The organism is Vibrio sp. Y42_MX_L11, from assembly GCF_024181785.1.
GTDB classification, from domain to species: Bacteria; Pseudomonadota; Gammaproteobacteria; order Enterobacterales; family Vibrionaceae; genus Vibrio; species Vibrio diabolicus.
Genome location: NZ_JAMZAP010000021.1, coordinates 14,711 through 33,010 on the forward strand (window position 1 = coordinate 14,711; position 18,300 = coordinate 33,010).

General features: G+C 46.3%; 17 protein-coding genes. 4 read left to right on the forward strand and 13 right to left on the reverse strand.

Going from position 1 to position 18,300, the window contains the following annotated elements; translation table 11 throughout:
• Window positions 1-28 precede the first annotated feature (28 nt).
• Entirely contained in the window at window positions 29-1,405 is a 1,377-nt protein-coding gene (locus tag NL643_RS18340) for a PhoH family protein (protein WP_006742346.1), read from the reverse strand.
• A 560-nt stretch (window positions 1,406-1,965) separates the two neighbouring features.
• Here NL643_RS18340 and rapA point away from each other — a divergent pair.
• Entirely contained in the window at window positions 1,966-4,875 is a 2,910-nt protein-coding gene (gene rapA / locus NL643_RS18345) for an RNA polymerase-associated protein RapA (RefSeq protein WP_006742347.1), read from the forward strand.
• A gap of 108 nt (window positions 4,876-4,983) precedes the next feature.
• On the opposite strand, the gene NL643_RS18350 is transcribed toward rapA, so the two are convergent.
• Complete coding sequence (locus NL643_RS18350; protein ID WP_253644947.1) at window positions 4,984-6,249, reverse strand: NRAMP family divalent metal transporter; 1,266 nt, start codon at window positions 6,247-6,249, stop codon at window positions 4,984-4,986.
• A 342-nt stretch (window positions 6,250-6,591) separates the two neighbouring features.
• Between NL643_RS18350 and NL643_RS18355 the strand changes: the two genes are divergently transcribed.
• Both NL643_RS18355 and NL643_RS18360 read left to right on the forward strand, forming a co-directional pair.
• Complete coding sequence (locus NL643_RS18355; RefSeq protein WP_048626852.1) at window positions 6,592-7,344, forward strand: pseudouridine synthase; 753 nt, start codon at window positions 6,592-6,594, stop codon at window positions 7,342-7,344.
• Between the two features lie 93 nt (window positions 7,345-7,437).
• A complete protein-coding gene (locus NL643_RS18360) occupies window positions 7,438-8,400 on the forward strand; it encodes a D-2-hydroxyacid dehydrogenase (RefSeq protein ID WP_253644948.1) in 963 nt (320 codons plus the stop codon).
• Window positions 8,401-8,487: 87 nt separating this feature from the next.
• Here NL643_RS18360 and yjgA read toward each other — a convergent pair whose 3' ends face one another.
• The gene (gene yjgA, locus NL643_RS18365; protein ID WP_005396253.1) at window positions 8,488-9,015 is read right to left on the reverse strand and encodes a ribosome biogenesis factor YjgA; all 528 of its coding nucleotides are present in this window, start codon (window positions 9,013-9,015) and stop codon (window positions 8,488-8,490) included.
• 110 nt (window positions 9,016-9,125) lie between these two features.
• On the opposite strand from yjgA, the gene pmbA reads away from it, so the two are divergent.
• Window positions 9,126-10,469, forward strand: a complete 1,344-nt coding sequence (gene pmbA, locus NL643_RS18370; RefSeq protein ID WP_005396252.1) for a metalloprotease PmbA — start codon at window positions 9,126-9,128, stop codon at window positions 10,467-10,469.
• A 61-nt stretch (window positions 10,470-10,530) separates the two neighbouring features.
• On the opposite strand, the gene mgtE is transcribed toward pmbA, so the two are convergent.
• The 10 genes from mgtE to kdsD all read right to left on the reverse strand — a co-directional run bounded on the left by mgtE (window position 10,531) and on the right by kdsD (window position 18,298).
• Window positions 10,531-11,889 carry a magnesium transporter gene (gene mgtE, locus NL643_RS18375; protein WP_006742352.1) on the reverse strand — a complete coding sequence of 453 codons (1,359 nt, stop codon included), beginning with the start codon at window positions 11,887-11,889 and terminating at the stop codon, window positions 10,531-10,533.
• A gap of 148 nt (window positions 11,890-12,037) precedes the next feature.
• Window positions 12,038-12,313 (reverse strand): HPr family phosphocarrier protein, encoded by a 276-nt coding sequence (locus NL643_RS18380; protein ID WP_005396244.1) that lies wholly within the window; start codon window positions 12,311-12,313, stop codon window positions 12,038-12,040.
• Between the two features lie 2 nt (window positions 12,314-12,315).
• The gene (gene rapZ / locus NL643_RS18385; RefSeq protein ID WP_253644949.1) at window positions 12,316-13,179 is read right to left on the reverse strand and encodes an RNase adapter RapZ; all 864 of its coding nucleotides are present in this window, start codon (window positions 13,177-13,179) and stop codon (window positions 12,316-12,318) included.
• Between the two features lie 14 nt (window positions 13,180-13,193).
• Window positions 13,194-13,640, reverse strand: a complete 447-nt coding sequence (ptsN, locus tag NL643_RS18390; protein ID WP_005381116.1) for a PTS IIA-like nitrogen regulatory protein PtsN — start codon at window positions 13,638-13,640, stop codon at window positions 13,194-13,196.
• 2 nt (window positions 13,641-13,642) lie between these two features.
• On the reverse strand, window positions 13,643-13,930 hold the full coding sequence (gene hpf, locus NL643_RS18395; RefSeq protein WP_005381114.1) for a ribosome hibernation promoting factor: 288 nt from the start codon (window positions 13,928-13,930) through the stop codon (window positions 13,643-13,645).
• Window positions 13,931-13,954: 24 nt separating this feature from the next.
• Window positions 13,955-15,424 (reverse strand): RNA polymerase factor sigma-54, encoded by a 1,470-nt coding sequence (locus NL643_RS18400; protein ID WP_006742354.1) that lies wholly within the window; start codon window positions 15,422-15,424, stop codon window positions 13,955-13,957.
• Between the two features lie 50 nt (window positions 15,425-15,474).
• Complete coding sequence (gene lptB, locus NL643_RS18405; protein ID WP_005396240.1) at window positions 15,475-16,200, reverse strand: LPS export ABC transporter ATP-binding protein; 726 nt, start codon at window positions 16,198-16,200, stop codon at window positions 15,475-15,477.
• Window position 16,201: 1 nt separating this feature from the next.
• A complete protein-coding gene (gene lptA, locus NL643_RS18410; protein WP_005396239.1) occupies window positions 16,202-16,696 on the reverse strand; it encodes a lipopolysaccharide transport periplasmic protein LptA in 495 nt (164 codons plus the stop codon).
• The gene (gene lptC / locus NL643_RS18415) at window positions 16,677-17,240 is read right to left on the reverse strand and encodes an LPS export ABC transporter periplasmic protein LptC (protein ID WP_005396238.1); all 564 of its coding nucleotides are present in this window, start codon (window positions 17,238-17,240) and stop codon (window positions 16,677-16,679) included. The genes lptA and lptC overlap by 20 nt, the downstream gene beginning before the upstream one ends.
• Window positions 17,241-17,326: 86 nt before the next feature.
• Window positions 17,327-18,298, reverse strand: coding sequence for an arabinose-5-phosphate isomerase KdsD (kdsD, locus tag NL643_RS18420; RefSeq protein ID WP_253644950.1), 972 nt, complete (start codon window positions 18,296-18,298; stop codon window positions 17,327-17,329).
• Window positions 18,299-18,300 lie beyond the last annotated feature (2 nt).

An 18,300-nucleotide genomic window follows, 5' to 3' on the forward strand; every position in this document is an offset into this window, starting at 1 on the left:
CTCTTTTGTTTTTGTGAGTCGATGTCGACTACAGGTTCTCTTCGGCAAACTCTGCCAATCGGCTACGAACCACGCCGTTAAGGTGAATATTCGCGCTGCCTTCAAAGTTCTTGAAGCGTTCAACCATGTAGGTCAAACCAGAGGTCACAGGGGTGAGGTAATGGGAGTCAATCTGCGCCAAGTTACCGGAGCAGACGATTTTGGTTCCTTCGCCGCAGCGGGTGATGATGGTTTTGATTTGTGAAGCGGTGAGGTTTTGACACTCATCAAGCAGCACAAACGCATTTTGAATAGAACGGCCACGCATAAAGTTGATCGATTTAAACTGAATATTGGCTTTATCGCAGATGTACTTCAATGAGCCTTCAGTGCAGTGATCGTGTTTATGTAGCGCTTCCAAGGTATCGGTCACCGCCGCTAACCACGGCATCATTTTCTCCTCTTCTGAGCCGGGTAAGAAGCCGATGGATTCACCGATGTCTGGCGTGTTACGCGTCACGATAATTTTATCGAACATGCCTTTTTCAATGGTTTGCTCCAGTGCTGCTGCCATGGCTAATAGCGTTTTACCACTACCAGCGGCACCGGTTAAAATCACCAGGTCAATATCCGGGTCAAGCAAGGCATCCAACGCCATTCCTTGGTAGATGTTTTTTGGTGTGATGTCCCAAGCCTTACGGTGCATCATGCGTTCTCGGCTCAGGTCGAGTAGCGTTAATTTGTCTTCATTGATGGTTTCCACGCGGCCAGCAAAGTCGCTGTCTTCATCAATCACATATTGGTTAATAAAGGTTGGTTCAAAAGGTTCACGACTGAGCTTGTGATAGGTTTTTCCGCCCAGCGCATAACTTTCCACTTCCTCAATATCACTCCAGAAGTCCCCCTCACGCAGTTGAAAACCTTTGGTGAGGTATTGAATGTCGTCAATCAGTTGATCGGTTCGGTAGTCTTCAACAAAGCGTACGCCAGCGCCTTTGGCGCGCAGACGCATGTTAATGTCTTTCGTGATCAGTACCACTTCACGTGGTGCTCGTTTGTTTTGCAGATAAAGCACCGCATTGAGTATGCGGTTGTCACCGGCTTTGTCGGCGAAGGCTTTGACGGTTTCCTGCAGTTCAAAATCCGCCAAAATGGAAATGGTGCCTTGGTCGGGGCTGTCTTTAGAAACAGGAATACCTTCAGAAATTTCATCGGGCGTTGCTTCTTTAAACAAATCTTCCAAAGCGCGAATAGCCACGCGAGCGTCTCTTGCGACATCGCGTTTGCTGTCTTTGATTCGGTCGAGTTCTTCCAACACGGTCATGGGGATAACGACATCGTGTTCTTGGAAAGAGAAGATGGCAAAGGGTTCATGAAGAAGAATGTTGGTATCAAGTACAAACAGTTTCCGATCGGTATCGCCCATAGCGTCTCCTTGCCGTAATACGGCTCTGCATGCGAGTGGTTAGGTCGTTCTCAAATAGGTGTGAAGCGGCCTAACTCTGATTGCTTGCAATAGAGGTTGTCGGGCTGATGTCGGTTAGTGTGCAACCGAGTAGCAAGACAACTTACTGCAAACCCGTGTTGATCCTAATCGTGTACTAACGCGCTTAAATCATATGCAATGGTTTTAAACGCCCCTCACTAGAAGTATACGTAATATTTACGTTCTACAACTTAATAATTGGCATGAGTATTTTACAATTTGATTGCATTTATAGTTTGGGAAAAAAAGTTTCCGCTTGATGCGGTTTCGGCGTGACCTAAATCACAGCTTCAAGTAAGATTAGCGACCTTTTTCTGCGTATAGGCTACGTCCGATTTATCATGTTGAGCTGGCTTAAAAATACTCAGTTCATACTAGAATGACGAATGCTATCGGCATAGCAGAAGCCAGAATCAGATCTAAACTATTATCCATGCCTATGGGCATGAGTAGACCAACAAGAAACACGAATCAAGAACTAATAACGAGGTAGTCAATTCATGACATTTGCTTTGGGGCAGCGCTGGATTAGCGATACGGAAAGCGATTTAGGTTTAGGTACCGTTGTAGCAATGGATGCTCGTACTGTGACATTGATGTTTGCAGCGTCAGAGGAAAACCGAGTTTACGCACGTAACGATGCGCCTGTTACCCGAGTCACCTTTAACGTTGGTGATGTCATCGACTGCCAAGAAGGTTGGTCTCTAAAAGTTGAAGAAGTACTGGAAGATGAAGGTCTATACACCTATTTCGGTACTCGTGAAGACACGCAAGAAACCGCCGTTGTTCTGCGTGAGATTTTTCTGAGCAACCAAATTCGTTTTAATAAACCTCAAGATAAGTTGTACGCCGGTCAAATCGATCGCATGGACAACTTTGTTCTGCGTTACCGTGCGCTAACCAACCAGTTTGAGCAGCATAAGAGTCCAATGCGTGGCTTGTGTGGTATGCGTGCAGGTTTGATCCCTCATCAGCTTTATATCGCGCACGAAGTTGGCCGTCGCCACGCGCCACGCGTATTACTGGCGGATGAAGTTGGTTTGGGTAAAACCATCGAAGCGGGCATGATCATCCACCAGCAAGTGTTGTCTGGCCGTGCAGAACGTATTTTGATTGTGGTGCCTGAAACACTGCAGCATCAATGGCTGGTTGAGATGATGCGTCGTTTCAACCTGCATTTCTCTATTTTTGACGAAGAGCGTTGTATCGAAGCATTCGCGGATGCAGAAAACCCATTTGATACCCAGCAATACGTGCTGTGTTCTTTGGATTTCCTACGCAAGAGCCGCAAGCGTTTTGAACAAGCACTGGAAGGCGAATGGGACCTATTAGTTGTCGATGAAGCGCATCACCTTGAGTGGAGCCAAGATAAACCGAGCCGTGAATACCAAGTAGTGGAAGGCTTGGCTGAACGCACTCCGGGCGTACTGCTACTGACGGCAACGCCAGAACAGCTTGGTCGTGAAAGCCACTTTGCTCGTCTGCGTTTGCTGGATCCTGACCGTTTCTACGATTACGAAGCGTTCGTCGAGGAAGAAGAGCAATACGCGCCTGTAGCAGATGCGATTACGTCACTCTTCTCTGGTGAAAAACTGCCTGATGAAGCGAAAAACCAGATTACTGAATTGTTGTCTGAACAAGACGTAGAACCACTTTTCCGCATAATCGAGAGTGAAGCGGACGAAGAAGCGAAAGCGTCAGCGCGCCAAGAGTTGATCGACAACTTGATGGATCGTCACGGTACGGGACGAGTTCTGTTCCGTAACACACGTGCGGCTATCAAAGGGTTCCCTGCGCGTAACGTGCACCTGATGCCAATGGATATTCCACCGCAATACACCACGTCAATGCGTGTTGCTGGGATGATCGGCGGTAAGATGAGTTCTGAAGCACGTGCGATGAAGAACCTTTACCCGGAAGAAATTTTCCAAGAATTTGAAGGCGATGACGCAAGCTGGTGGCAGTTTGACTCGCGCGTGAATTGGTTACTTGAAAAGGTAAAAGAGAAGCGCAGCGAGAAAATTCTGGTGATTGCCTCTCGTGCAAGCACGGCTCTGCAATTGGAGCAAGCACTGCGTGAGCGTGAAGGTATTCGTGCGACCGTCTTCCATGAAGGTATGTCGATCCTTGAGCGTGACAAAGCAGCCGCTTACTTTGCGCAAGAAGAAGGTGGTGCACAGGTTCTTATCTGTAGTGAAATCGGCTCTGAAGGTCGTAACTTCCAGTTTGCCAACCAATTAGTCATGTTTGACTTGCCGTTCAACCCTGACTTGCTTGAGCAACGTATCGGTCGTTTGGACCGTATCGGCCAAAACCGCGACATCGACATTCATATTCCTTACCTGAAAGGTACCTCGCAAGCCATTCTTGCTCGCTGGTTTGATGAAGGTTTAAACGCTTTTGCAGAAACTTGCCCAACAGGCCGTGCCGTTTACGATAAGTACTCTGATGATCTGATTGAAATCCTTGCTTCTGGTGACACCAGCACGCTAGATGAGATCATTGAAGCGTCAGCAAAAATGAATAAAGAGCTGAAATCCCAATTGGAGCAAGGCCGTGATCGCCTGTTAGAAATGCATTCAAATGGCGGGGAAAAAGCACAACAAATCGTTGAGAAAATTGAATCAACCGACGGCGATACCAATCTGGTCACCTTCGCACTTTCTCTTTTTGATACGATTGGCTTGAACCAAGACGACAAAGGTGAAAACGCACTGATTGTGACCCCATCTGAGCACATGATGGTACCAAGCTACCCAGGCCTGCCATACGAAGGGGCGACGATCACGTTTGATCGTGATACGGCTTTATCTCGTGAAGATATGCACTTTATCAGTTGGGAGCACCCAATGATCCAAGGTGGTATCGATCTTCTGATGAGTGAAGGAGTGGGTACGTCTGCGGTATCTCTACTGAAAAACAAAGCGCTACCAGTAGGTACGATTCTTCTTGAGCTGATTTATGCGGTAGATGCGCAAGCACCAAAACGCAGTGGCATCGCGCGCTTCTTACCGAAAACGCCAATCCGTTTGATGATGGACTCGCGTGGTAATGATTTGTCTGCTCAAGTGGAATTTGAAAGCTTTAACCGCCAGCTCAGCCCTGTAAACCGTCACTTAGGCAGCAAGTTGGTCACGTCGGTACAGAAAGACGTACACCGCTTGATCGAAGCGGGGGACAATCTTATCGAAGCGAAGGTTGAGGAAGTACGCAAGCAAGCTCATCAAGATATGCAGCATAGCTTGAATGCAGAACTTGAGCGTTTGCAAGCACTGAAAGCGGTAAACCCAAATATTCGTGATGAAGAAATTGAAGCCATTGATGCACAAATTAAGGAGCTCACTGGTTACATCAACCAAGCTCAAGTGCAGCTCGACTCGCTACGTTTGATTGTGGTGAGCCACAACTAAGTAAGCATTTATTGTTCATTAAAAAAGGTCTTCAGTTGAAGACCTTTTTCTTTATTTGCGGTTTAGTTTCTTTATGCAGAATGCATTACTCACTCATAGCTAACTCATTTACATCAACCATTTCCACCAGATAAATACAGCCAAGAAGCCAAACAAGTAAATCAGGCCTGCAATCGACAACCACTTCAATTTAGGTCCAACAGCCAAAGGTTCAGGTAACTCGGTTTTGCTCACTAATGTGTAATTTAGCAGAGCAAAGAATGGCGTGGTCATAAAGGCGAGGATCATCGCAAAGTTCAGCATAGGCAATAACGCAGAAGCCCAGAAAACCACAATACCTAATGCAAGTAAGGCGACCACCAGCATGATCGCCGACGTGGCTTTAGGGTTAGTGTCTGGTTGTGAGCGCAGTAGACGTTGAGAGTCAGAAATAACGCGTGAGTAGCCATCAATAACGGTAATCGTGCTGCCAAAGATACAGAAAAACGCAATTACCGCTATCAAATAGCGAGACCATTCGCCAATTGTTGCCGCATATAAGCCAACCAATTGGTGGGAGAAGCCAACGCCAGAGCTTTCAAGCGCAACGCCAGAGCCATAAAGCATCAAAGAACCTAATGATACAAAGATAATGGCAAGAAAAGCCGTGCCAATGTAACCGACATTAAAGTCAAATAGAGCAGAGCGATACGTTACTTCTTGCTGGCTTGATTGGCGTTTTAACCACGCAGAGGTCAAGCAGGAGATCTCTATCGGTGCTGGCATCCAGCCCATTGTTACGACGATAAAGCCAATTGCCGCAATCGACCAAGGTGACGGTGGCTCGAAGTTGGCCACTTGCTCAACAGGGTTACCAAAGGCGATAAAAACGGCAAGTAAAGTCGCGATGGTTAACACCGACATGATCACCTTAGATAGCGTATCGAGCGCTTTGTAATGGCCAGCAAATAATATGATCAGGCAGGTGACAATCACAATGATACTGAGTGATGCCATTGATAGTGAAAACGGAATGAAGTAGCCCAGCAAGCTAGCACTAAACATCAACAAAGCGGCGGTATTGATTACGGCTGAGACCACGCTCAGAAATAGAAATAGCCATAGATAAGGCCGACCTAATTTCGCGTAGCCCTCAACCAAGGTGAGCCCTGTCCCCATGGTGTACTGTACGCCCGCTCGGAAAAAAGGGTATTTAAACAGGTTTACGAGCAGAATCAGTGCAGCCAATTGCCAGCCATAAATCGCACCAGCTTTGGTTGATGCGACGAGGTGAGAGCCACCGACCGCAGCAGATGCCATTAATATGCCGGGGCCTAGCGAACGAAAAAATAAGGAAAGTTTGGATTGGGGTTTATCTATAACGGCGGAGTCCATTGCTTATTGTCCTTTTTATCTTATGTATCTTTCTAAAGAGATACATACCGCAGTACATGACAAGCTGAGCGCTCGCCCTATACTGCGCAACGGTAATATCTTTTAAATGCTGTGTTTTGATGTATTTATTTTAAGTATTCTTTGCGAATATCATGCTGTGTGCATCTAGCACTCTATTCAGTTATGCGTCTTGTTGTCAAACTAAATTTACAACGTGCTATTTTTAGTTTTTATGCTAAAGGATTGACTTTGTTTTATTGGTTTGAACTTTTCTTCAGCTCCCTGCATTTGGGTGCTATTTGGGTATATAATCGCGGCGTTTTTATTTTGTAGAGATCTCCCATGGCAATGCTTGAATATACCCCTCCCACCGATCCTTGGGTCGATATCGTTTTTGAGGATGACGACATTCTGGCAGTGAATAAGCCATCTGGGTTACTGTCTGTTCCTGGTCGACTTGCAGAGCATTACGACAGCATGTGGAGCCGCCTCAAGGAAGTGCATCCAGAAATCCAAGTAGTGCATCGCTTGGATATGTCGACATCAGGGTTGATGCTGCTGGCGAAAAACAAACCTTCGGAGCGAGCATTAAAAAAGCAGTTCCAATATCGTCTCACCCACAAGGTGTATTACGCACGTGTTTGGGGGCATGTCGAGCCGCAAGAAGGGAATATTGACCTTCCATTAATTTGTGATTGGCCAAATCGTCCGCGACAAAAAGTATGCTTCGACGACGGCAAGCCATCTCAAACTTTATTCCAAGTGGTGAAGCGTGAAGTGCATCCAGATGGCACCCATACGACCGTTGTGCGGTTACTCCCCATTACTGGTCGATCGCATCAGTTGCGCGTGCATTTGATGGCGATTGGTCATGCAATTGTGGGTGATGAATTTTATGCAACTGAAGAGGCGTATCAGTTTTCAGAACGTTTAGAGCTGCACGCTGCGGAGCTAAGTTTTTATCACCCAGCCACGGATCAGCTGAGTAGTATTTTTGTACCTTGTGACTTTTATCCTGAAGCCGAGGCGGCGATCTTTAACCATTTTTCGCCAGAACGTACATTGCCTGATTATAAAACGTTGCCACACCCTTAATGCCAACCGCAGTCAACAACGGTTCTTTCTAGTTCGCTATTTCGTTACTGTGGTTGATGTATCCTGTCTTTCAGCCGTGAATAAGGAGTTGTTATGTCTTTGCCGACCATCGTATTTTTGGACCGAGCGACCATCCCAGAACATATTGAGATCCCACGACCTAGCTTTCAGCACCACTGGCGTGAGTACGACTTAACCGCGCCAGAGCAGGTAATAGAAAGGTTAGCAGATGCAGATATCGTGATTAGCAATAAAGTCCTGCTTGACCAAAATGTATTAGAGCAACTATCACAATTGCGGATGATCGCGGTTGCCGCAACTGGTTTTAACAACGTCGATGTGGACTACTGTGCTAAGCATGATATTGCGGTTGCCAATGTACGTGGTTACGCGACGCGTTCGGTACCTGAGCACGTGATGGCGATGCTGTTTGCTTTACGCCGAAATTTATTTGGTTACCATCAAGATATTGCCGCTGGCGAATGGCAGCGTAATAAGCAGTTCTGCTTTTTTACGCACCCAATCGGGGATATAGGTGGTAGCACACTAGGTGTTATTGGCAGCGGCGCTTTAGGGCAAGCGACAGCACAGTTAGCTAATGCGCTAGGCATGCAGGTGATCTTTTCTGAGCGTAAAGGTGCACCGGAATGTCGACCTGGTTATGTACCGTTTGAAGAAGTGTTGAAACGTTCTGATGCGTTGACTTTGCACTGTCCGCTCAACGGGCATACTCAGAATTTAATTGGTCAAGCAGAGTTGCAACAAATGAAGTCCAACGCCATTCTAATTAATACGGGGCGTGGAGGCTTGGTTAATGAGGAAGCGCTGGTGGATGCCCTAAAGCAGGGAGAAATCGCTGCGGCTGGCTTTGATGTCTTTACCCAAGAACCAGCTGATGAGAGCAATCCGCTGATTGCCAATATGGGTTTACCTAATTTGTTACTGACACCGCATGTTGCATGGGGCAGCGACTCATCGATTCAACGTTTAGTGGAAATCTTGATTGAGAACATTAACGCTTTCGAGCGCGGAGAGCGTATTAATCGCTTGGTGTAACGCTGACATTTAAGTAAAAGATAAAAAAGCAGACATCATGTCTGCTTTTTTCGTTAATTGAATGCTCGTTGGCATCGAACCGTCTAATTAAAACTCTTCTTCGTTCAGACCTTTTAGGATCTGGAAGATTTCGCGGTACGCTTTTGCTGGTTTCCCAGCCTTTTTCTCTTTCGCTGCTTGGCGAGCCAATTGGCGTAGACGCTGACGATCCGCTTCTGGGTACATTTCCATTACGTCATCAATGGCTTTGTCGCCTTCTTCCACCACGCGATCACGCAGAGCTTCAAGCTTGTGGAATACCGCCGTTAATTGAGAGTGCTTGTTACGAATCTTATCCAACGCCGCTTGGATTGGCTCTGGATCTTCATAACGCATCAACTTACCAATACGTTGTAATTGGCGACGACGTGCTTCGTTTTTAAAGCGTTGTGCGTCTGCAATTGCTTCTCGCAGGTCTTCGCTCAATGGAAACTTTTCTAGAACTGCAGGTTTGAGGCCGACAAGCTCCTCACCTAGCTTTTGCAGTTCTTCCATGTCTCGCTTCATCTCGGATTTGCTTACCCAGATGATCTCTTCTTCTGGTTCCCATGGCGCTTTTTGATTCTTACGTGCCATTTCAGTTGCCTGTGTTTTGATTAATATTATGACTATTTTAACAAGAATCGTGGGGAGAAAGCGAAATTCTTGTTATCCTATTGTTCATCAAAGACAAGATGTGAAAGACAATGGATATTAAACAGCAGGTTGCTGAGCAACGTACCGAGCTAGAGCAAGCCGTCGCAAGAGCCTTAAAGCTTGCATCGGCAAAATCTGACGCCGCCGAAGTCGCAATTACCAAAAGCACTGGTTTAAGTGTATCTACTCGCATGGGCGAGGTAGAAAATGTCGAGTTCAACAGCGATGGTGCGCTGGGCATTACCGTTTACCGAGGTCAACGTAAAGGCAGTGCTTCCACGTCTGATTTAAGTGAAGCTGCTATCGAGCAAACCGTTATTGCGGCGCTGGATATTGCGCATTACACATCTGAAGATCCATTTGCAGGGCCCGCAGCCAAAGAATACATGGTGCAAGAGATCCCTGAGCTTGATCTTTTCCACCCAGACGCCCCTGATCCCGATTATGCTGCCGATGTGGCGATCGCCGCTGAGAAAGAAGCGTTAAGTTATGACAGTGCAATCAAACAAAGTGATGGCGCGAGTTATGATAGCCACTACGGTGTAAAAGTGTATGGTAACAGCCATGGCTTATTAGCAAGCTATGCGTCTAGCCGCCACAGTACCAGCTGTTGTGTGATTGGCGTTGGTCAAAATGGCGAAATGGAGCGTGATTACAGCTACACAGTGGCACGTCATCGCGATGACTTATGGACACCAGAAACAGTGGGTCGTAAGGCGGCAGAGAATACGATTAACCGCTTAGATGCGCAGCGCCTAAAGACAGGTAAATACCCAATCATGTTTGCCGCTGATGTTGCAACTGGCTTGATTGGCCATCTCGTTATGGCGATCAGCGGTGGTAACCTGTACCGAAAATCTTCTTTCTTACTTGACCATCTAGGCAAACAAGTGCTTCCTGAATGGTTCAATATCTCAGAACGTCCGCATGTATTGCGTGGTTTGGCATCAAGTCCATTCGATAGTGAAGGTGTGTACACTCAAGACCGTGAGATCATTACCGACGGTGTGCTAGCAACTTATCTGTTAACCAGTTATGCCGCACGTAAAATGAAGATGGCGCCGACAGGTCACGCTGGTGGCATCCATAACTGGTACGTGAAATCGACTGGTCAAAACTTCGAACAAATGCTCAAAGAGCTCGGCACTGGTTTGTTAGTGACAGAAGTGATGGGGCAAGGCGTGAACGTGGTAACAGGGGATTACTCTCGCGGTGCTGCAGGCTTCTGGGTTGAGAACGGTGAAATCCAATACCCAGTATCGGAAATTACCATCGCTGGTAATCTGAAGGACATGTTCAATAAGATTGTTGCCGTAGGTAGCGACGTTGAAACGCGCTCGCAAATTCAAACGGGTTCAATCTTACTGGATGCGATGAAAGTTGCGGGTGAGTAAGTTCTCCTAATTCAGAATTAAAAAAGCCTGATGTGTTCATCAGGCTTTTTAGTTTTTGCAGTTAGGTAATCAGTATTGTGGCAAGCCCTAAGAATACTGATAAACCAATTACATCCGTTACGGTCGTTAACGCCATACCACCAGCTAAAGCTGGGTCGATGTTCATTTTCTTTAAGAGGATTGGAATCGTTACTCCGGCAACCCCAGCGACCAATAAGTTGGTCAGCATCGCGGCGGAAATGATTCCCCCTAGCATCCAGTTACCTTTCCAAGCGACAACAATGCCGCCAATAATCAGCGCCCACATGATGCCGTTGAGTAAACCGATCGAGGCTTCTTTCATCAACAGTTCTCGTTTGTTCGAGTCACCGATATGACCAAGAGCAAGACCACGAATCACTAGTGCGACGGTTTGGTTACCAGCGACACCACCCATGGAAGGAACAATCGTCATCAATACGGCAATGGCCGCCATCTGGTCTAGCGTGGCTTCAAACATGTTAGAAACAGAAGCGGCAGCGAGTGCGGCCAACACGTTAGCCCCAAGCCAGATACTACGTTTGCGAGCTGATTTTACAACGGGTGCGAAGGTATCTTCGTCATCGTCCATACCTGCCATACTCATCATCGAGTGCTCGGCATCTTCACGGATAACGTCAACTACGTCATCGATAGTGATACGGCCAACGAGATGCTGATTCTCGTCTACGACAGGAGCAGAGACCCAGTTACGACGTTCGAACAGACTAGCGACATCTGAATCACTGGTATCGACAGTGATCGCTTCGTCAGCATCTTCCATGATGTCGACAATTTTGACATCAGGCTGGGTCGTGATCAGTAGAGTAATGGGTAGTTCACCAATCAGTTTGCTTTCTTCATCAATGACATAAAGTGCATCCGTTGCTTCTGGTAGTTCACCTTTCATACGCAGATAACGTAAAACCACGTCCACATCTACGTCACCACGAATCGTGATAACGTCGGTGTTCATCAGCCCACCTGCAGTGTCTTCTGGGTAGGACAGGGCGGTTTCGACACGCAGACGGTCAGAGGAGTCCATTTGCGACAGGACTTCGCGTGACAGGTTGTCTGGCAAGCTACGCAGTACATAAGCCACGTCATCGGTATCCATGCCTTCTGTCGCTTCTGCAAGCGCTTCTGGTGCCATTTTGGATACGAGACTATCTTTGACGTCTTCGTTCAGTTCGTCGAGGATTTCACCGTAGTCTTCAGGGTCGGTGAGTTGCCAGAGAACTTCACGGCTTTTTCGTGGAGAGGCTTCTAAAAGGTGAGCGATATCCTCAGGTTCCATGTCCTGTAACTGACGACGAACATGGACGAAGCGGCCATTTTCTAGCGCTTCTGTGACTTCTTGGAGGGCTTGGTGAGCTTGGTCGAATTCAATTTGCTCTGCCATTCATTCCTCCCAATTCCTGATATTTACAATGCGTTGAATAATAACTTAATTCTAGGCGCCTTTTAATAACAACTTATGATACTAAGCAAATTTATTTATTGGCGCAGTGAGGGGAAGGAGAGTGAGAGGTAATAAAAAAGCGAGTAAATTACTCGCCTTCATCAAATTTATCTTCGATTAAGTGGCAAACGGCATCCAGTGCTTCTTCTGCTTGCTCACCCGCAGCGTGGATTGTGACGTACTGTCCTTGAGCAGACTCAAGCATTAATAAACCCATTACGCTGTCTGCTGTGGCGGTTTTGTCTTCTTCATTGTCGATAGTGATGACCGCTTCAAAGCTCTGGGCCAGTTCGACCAGTTTGACGGCTGCGCGAGCATGTAAGCCAAGGCGATTTTGAATCAATACTTTACGACTTAACTCCACAGCTACTCCTTAGTGTTTTTCTCTAGTGAGGTATGACGAATTTGCACTTGGTGTCCTTTATTGGCGAAGTACTCACCGATTTGCTGAGTTAAGTACACCGAACGATGTTTACCTCCGGTACAACCTATTGCAACGGTCAAATAGCTGCGGTTATTTTTCTCGAGCAGAGGTAACCAATTCTCTATAAAGTTTTCAATTTGGTATTTCAAACTTAACACCGATCGGTGCTGCTCCAAAAATGCGGCGATAGGGGCATCCAAACCCGTAAGTGGGCGCAACGCTGGTTCCCAATGTGGGTTGGGCAAGAAGCGAACGTCGAATACGTAATCGGCATCGGAAGGCAGGCCATATTTGAAGCCAAAAGACTCAAATACCATAACAAGCCCTTTGCGATCTCTGCCTTCAACACGCATACGCACGGTTTCACTCAACTCATGCAAAGATTGTCCGCTGCTGTTCAGTACAAGATCGGCATGCGCTTTAAGTGGTGTTAAAATTTCTTTCTCACGCTCGATGGCTTGGTCAAGGGAGAGAGAGGTGCCACCTAAAGATAAAGGGTGGATTCGGCGTGTTTCGCTGTAGCGTTTGAGTAGCGTTTCCTTATTGGCGTCCAAGAAAAGCACGGTCACATCAAGCTCTGTTTTCAACTGCTCCAGTGTACCAGTCAGTTCTTTTAGCTTTTTAGGGATATTGCGAATATCAATGCTTACCGCAACATTCTGCTTGCTGTCAGCAACAGAGTGAACAAATGCGTCCAGCAAATTCACTGGGAGGTTATCAACACAGTAATAACCTAAGTCTTCCAGTACGCGCAGCGCAATACTCTTACCGGCACCTGAGTGCCCGCTAACCACGATTAGTCGCATGATGTCCGTCCTGCTTATTGGTGAATCATGATGTCGTAAAGTTCTTCATCACTCTGAGCATTGCGCAGTAGTTTCAATACTTGCTTATCGCTCAGACGTTCTGCCATAGAGGATAGAGTCTTGAGGTGCTCTTTGCACTGTTCTTCTGGTACAAGGAGCGCAAAAAGAAGGTCGACAGGTCGATTATCAATCGCATCGAATTCAATTGCTTCATCACATTGCAGCAAGACAGCAATAGCCTTGTCGCTCGATTGCATTCTAGCGTGTGGGATCGCAATACCGTTTCCGATACCAGTACTGCCCATTTTCTCTCTGTTGAGCATGCACTCGAACAGTTCGGTAGAATCTTGGCCCGTTTGATCAGCCACGATGCGGCTGATCATTTCAAGGGCGCGTTTTTTACTCGTGCAGTGGACCGCACTCTTGGTGCAGTCCAATGACAGTATTTCGCTCAGTTGCATGATTAATGACTGTTTAGTTTTTCTTTGTGCTTATTGAGTTGGCGAACCAATTTATCTACCAGCGAATCGATCGCGGCATACATATTTTCGTCATCAGCTGATGCGTGGATTTCGCCTTGATTTATATGAAGCGTAGCTTCCGCGATTTGAGTGATTTTTTCAACTTTTAGTACAACATGTACTTGATTGATATGGTCGAAGAACCTTTCGAGCTTCTGAAACTTAGAATTTACATAGTCTTGCATTGAATCGGTAAGATCAACGTGATGGCCTTGAATATTGATTTGCATAGACTTTCCTTTTCAGTTAGTGCCTTATAATAGGCGTTTACGCTGACTTGAAGGGGCAATTCCCAAGGATTCTCGATATTTGGCTATCGTACGTCTTGCGACCTGAATCCCTTGGTCAGCCAGAAGAGCAGCAATCTTGCTATCACTCAATGGCTTAGCAGTATTCTCTGCTGCGACCAGTTTTTTAATGAGTGCGCGAATTGCTGTTGACGAACATTCTCCGCCGTTGTCAGTACTAACATGGCTAGAGAAGAAGTACTTCAATTCAAAAATGCCACGTGGTGTATGCATGAATTTTTGTGTTGTTACACGAGAAATCGTGGATTCATGCATGTCCACTGCCAAGGCTACATCATTTAGTACCATTGGCTTCATGGCTTCCTCACCATACTCGAAGAAATCTTGTTGATGTTCAACAATACATCTTGCAACTTTGAGTAGCGTCTCGTTTCTACTCTCTAAGCTCTTAATTAACCATTTTGCCTCTTGCAAATTGCTGCGGATGTACTGGCTATCCGCGCTATTGCCTTTGCCTAATTGAGCATATTGTTGATTAACTTTTAATTTTGGAACGCTATCTGGGTTGATAGAAACAGTCCATTTGCCGTTGTCTTTAAAAACGGACACATCTGGAATTACGTACTCGGTATCATCCGGTGTGATACGGCTACCGGGACGAGGATCTAACTGCTGGATAAGTTTGAGGACTTCACGGAGATCGGCTTCTTTCAGCTTAGTCTCTTTGATGACGAGCTTGTAATCACGGTTCCCCAGGTGATCAATATGATCCGCAAGAATCATTTTGGCTTCAGCAAGCCATGGCGTGTCTTCTGGGAAAGTCGCCAGCTGTAGCAGTAGGCACTCTTGTAAGTTGCGTGATGCCACACCGAGCGGATCGAACTGCTGAATACGTTTACGAACGGCTTCTACTTCGTCTAACTCAATCTCTTCGTTATCGAAGCTCTCATGAATTTCTTCAGGAGATAGGGTTAGGTAACCGTAGTCGTCAACAGCGTCAATAATCGCTAATGCAATCGTACGATCGGTTTCACTGAATGGTGTCAGGTCAAGCTGCCACATTAGGTAGTCATGCAATGATTCCGTGGTTTCGCCTTGGTAGACGGGCATATCATCGTCAAGAGCTAAGCCAGTGCTACCGGTATTCGCGCTGTAGACGTCATCCCAAGTGGTATCGATTTCAAGTTCAGAGCTGATCTCTGACTTCTCAATTACGTCTGAACTGTCTGGAACGTCAATGTCTGCTGGTTCGTTAGCACTGTTGCTATCAGCAGCCTCGACCGCTGATTTATCTTCACCGTTTGCTACAGGCTCATCTTGGCCTTCTTCAACTTCCAATAATGGGTTTGAATCCAAGGCTTCTTGGATTTCCTGTTGAAGATCGAGTGTCGACAGTTGCAGTAAGCGAATCGCTTGTTGCAACTGTGGCGTCATGGCTAACTGTTGACCTAGCTTGAGTTGTAATGAAGGTTTCATTCAGTGTTACTTACCTTGTAATGCTCAGAATCTTACCGTTCCTAATATAATCATAGACGGAATTGTTCGCCGAGATAAACTTGTTTCACCTGTTCATTATTGAGAACTTCTGCCGGAGTTCCCGATGCAATTAGGTGCCCTTGGCTTACGATATAGGCTTTTTCGCATACGTCCAGTGTTTCACGCACGTTATGGTCAGTGATTAACACTCCGAGGCCGCGATCGCGTAGATGCTCGATGATTTTCTTGATGTCATTAACCGAGATTGGGTCAACACCAGCGAAAGGTTCATCCAACAAAATGAATTGAGGGTTGGCTGCTAAAGCGCGAGCGATCTCCACTCTGCGTCGCTCACCCCCTGATAGTGCCATACCTGCACTGGTTCTGATGTGCTGAATGTGGAATTCTTCCAACAAATCTTCCAGCTTATCTTGGCGCTCTTCACGTGTCATTTCTTGACGAGTTTCGAGTACGGCCATGATGTTATCTTCCACCGACAGCTTACGGAAAATCGACGCTTCTTGCGGAAGGTAGCCAATCCCGAGACGCGAACGACTGTGCATCGGCAGAATACTGATGTCTTTATCATCAATGGTGATGGTGCCTTCATCTCGTGGCACCAAGCCGACAATCATATAAAACGAGGTGGTTTTACCTGCGCCGTTTGGGCCTAGCAGCCCAACAATCTGACCAGATTCAACTTCCAAGCTAACATCGGTTACGACTTTGCGCTTTTTGTAGCTTTTCGCCAAGTTTTTCGCACTCAGTACTGCCATATTAGTTCTCTATCTGATTGGGTTGCAAAATGGTCGTAACGCGCTCTTCCTTAGAGCTATCAGCGACTAGCTTTTGTTTACCAATTTGGTAACGAATCGAAGAACCTTTGATGGTGTTGTTGTCTTGTGCCAGTTGCGCTTGACCTTTCATGGTCAATTCGTCTGTAGAAATACGGTAATCCAGCTCCACAGCTTGACCACTCAGTGTCTTACCATCGTCCATCAGCTGAGAAAACTTCGCAGGTTTACCAAATGCTTGAATCTGTTTGATGGCTTCGGTTTTAGGATCGCGCGTTACCACGATTCTATCAGCATCGATATTGATGCTACCTTGCTTAAGAGATACATCGCCTTTAAAGATAACCTGGTTACTCTTCATATCCACTTGTTGGGTGTCAGAGTTAATGTAAACCGGTTGTTGAGTATCCGACTTAAGTGCCAGCGCTTGAGGCGCCGCCAATACCAGTGCCAGTAGGCTAAGGTGTAACGGTTTCATATCGACCTTGAACTTCGTCTGTCAGAGTTGCGGTATGCTGCTTTAAGTTGCCTTGCATTGCGCCTCCAGTAGTTTCAAATTGTGGCCCAACCAACATGACCTGTTGATCAGCTTTAAAATCACGATTGGTTAGATTAATGACTAACTTGTCTGTTGCCATGGTATCAAAACTCGCACCCGGCAGAAGATTTTGCATTAAGACTTTGTCATATAACGTTAAGACTTGGTCTTCATCTAACACGGCTCTTGTGGCCGTCACCTTCCATTCAATGACGCTACCTTCACGGTAAACCATCAAAGTCGGGTTATTAAAAATGGTATCTCCACTCTTAGCATAATGGTCTAAGTTCGTGGAGCGGATGATGTAACTGCGGACACCATCTTCACCATAGGTGATGTTTTCCAGTCCAGTACCACTGAACATGGGCAGTTCAGAATCTGGTGCTACTTGAATTGCGTCGTTGCCTTTTGGGGTCAGTAGGTAATAACCGCACCATGCGACAACGAAGATCAAGAGCAAATAAATAAGGCGAGTAAAACTCATATAATGAAGGCCTATCGTTTAGCTCAGTACTTCCCTGACCATTGCCTTTATTTGTGTAATAAATGATTTAAATGTTTGTGCTGATATTACATCACGCCAGCTTTTAGTAAATCGTGCATGTTCAGTGCACCCACAATTTTTTCGTCTTTACATAAAATCAGAGCGTTAATATTTTTATTCTGCATCAAGTTCAAACCTTCAACCGCTAGCATATCAGGGTGCGCTGTGGTTGGATTTGTCGTCATGACTTCGCCAATCTCGGTCGTATGAATATCAATGCGTTTGTCTAAGGTGCGACGTAAATCACCATCGGTGAATATACCAAGCATAGCATCGTGTTCATCGACGATAGCGGTCATGCCTAGCCCTTTTTCTGAAATTTCAAGCAGGGCATCGCGAATCAATGCGTTTGGAGAAACTTTAGGTAACGCTTCTCCAAAGTGCATAATATCAGACAACTTAAGCAGCAGTTTTCTCCCTAACGCGCCACCTGGATGAGATAGGGCAAAATCTTCGGCAGAAAAACCACGCGCTTGAAGTAGGGCTACGGCTAATGCGTCTCCCATTACTAATGTGGCCGTGGTACTGCTGGTCGGTGCCAACCCTAGTGGGCAAGCTTCTTGAGGTACCGTGATTTGCAGGTGCAAGTCAGACAGTTTTGCCATATTGGATTCTGGCTTGCCTGTCATGCTAATTATCTTGATGTTCAGGCGTTTTAATACCGGAAATAGAGACAGAATTTCGTTTGACTCACCAGAGTTAGAAATTGCGAGCACAATATCTCCAGGGCTGATCATGCCCAAGTCGCCATGTGCTGCTTCGCCAGGGTGAACGAAAAACGCAGAAGTCCCCGTGCTTGCCAGAGTCGCAGCAATCTTGTTACCAATGTGGCCTGACTTGCCAATACCCATAACGACTACTTTGCCGCTGTTGGAAAGGATCAGTTCGCACGCTTTCTCAAATTGATCATCAAAGTAGGTATCCAGCTCTTGCAGAGCAGCAACTTCGATATCAAGAACTTGTTTAGCAGCAGCGCGAAAATCAAATTGATTGGACATAT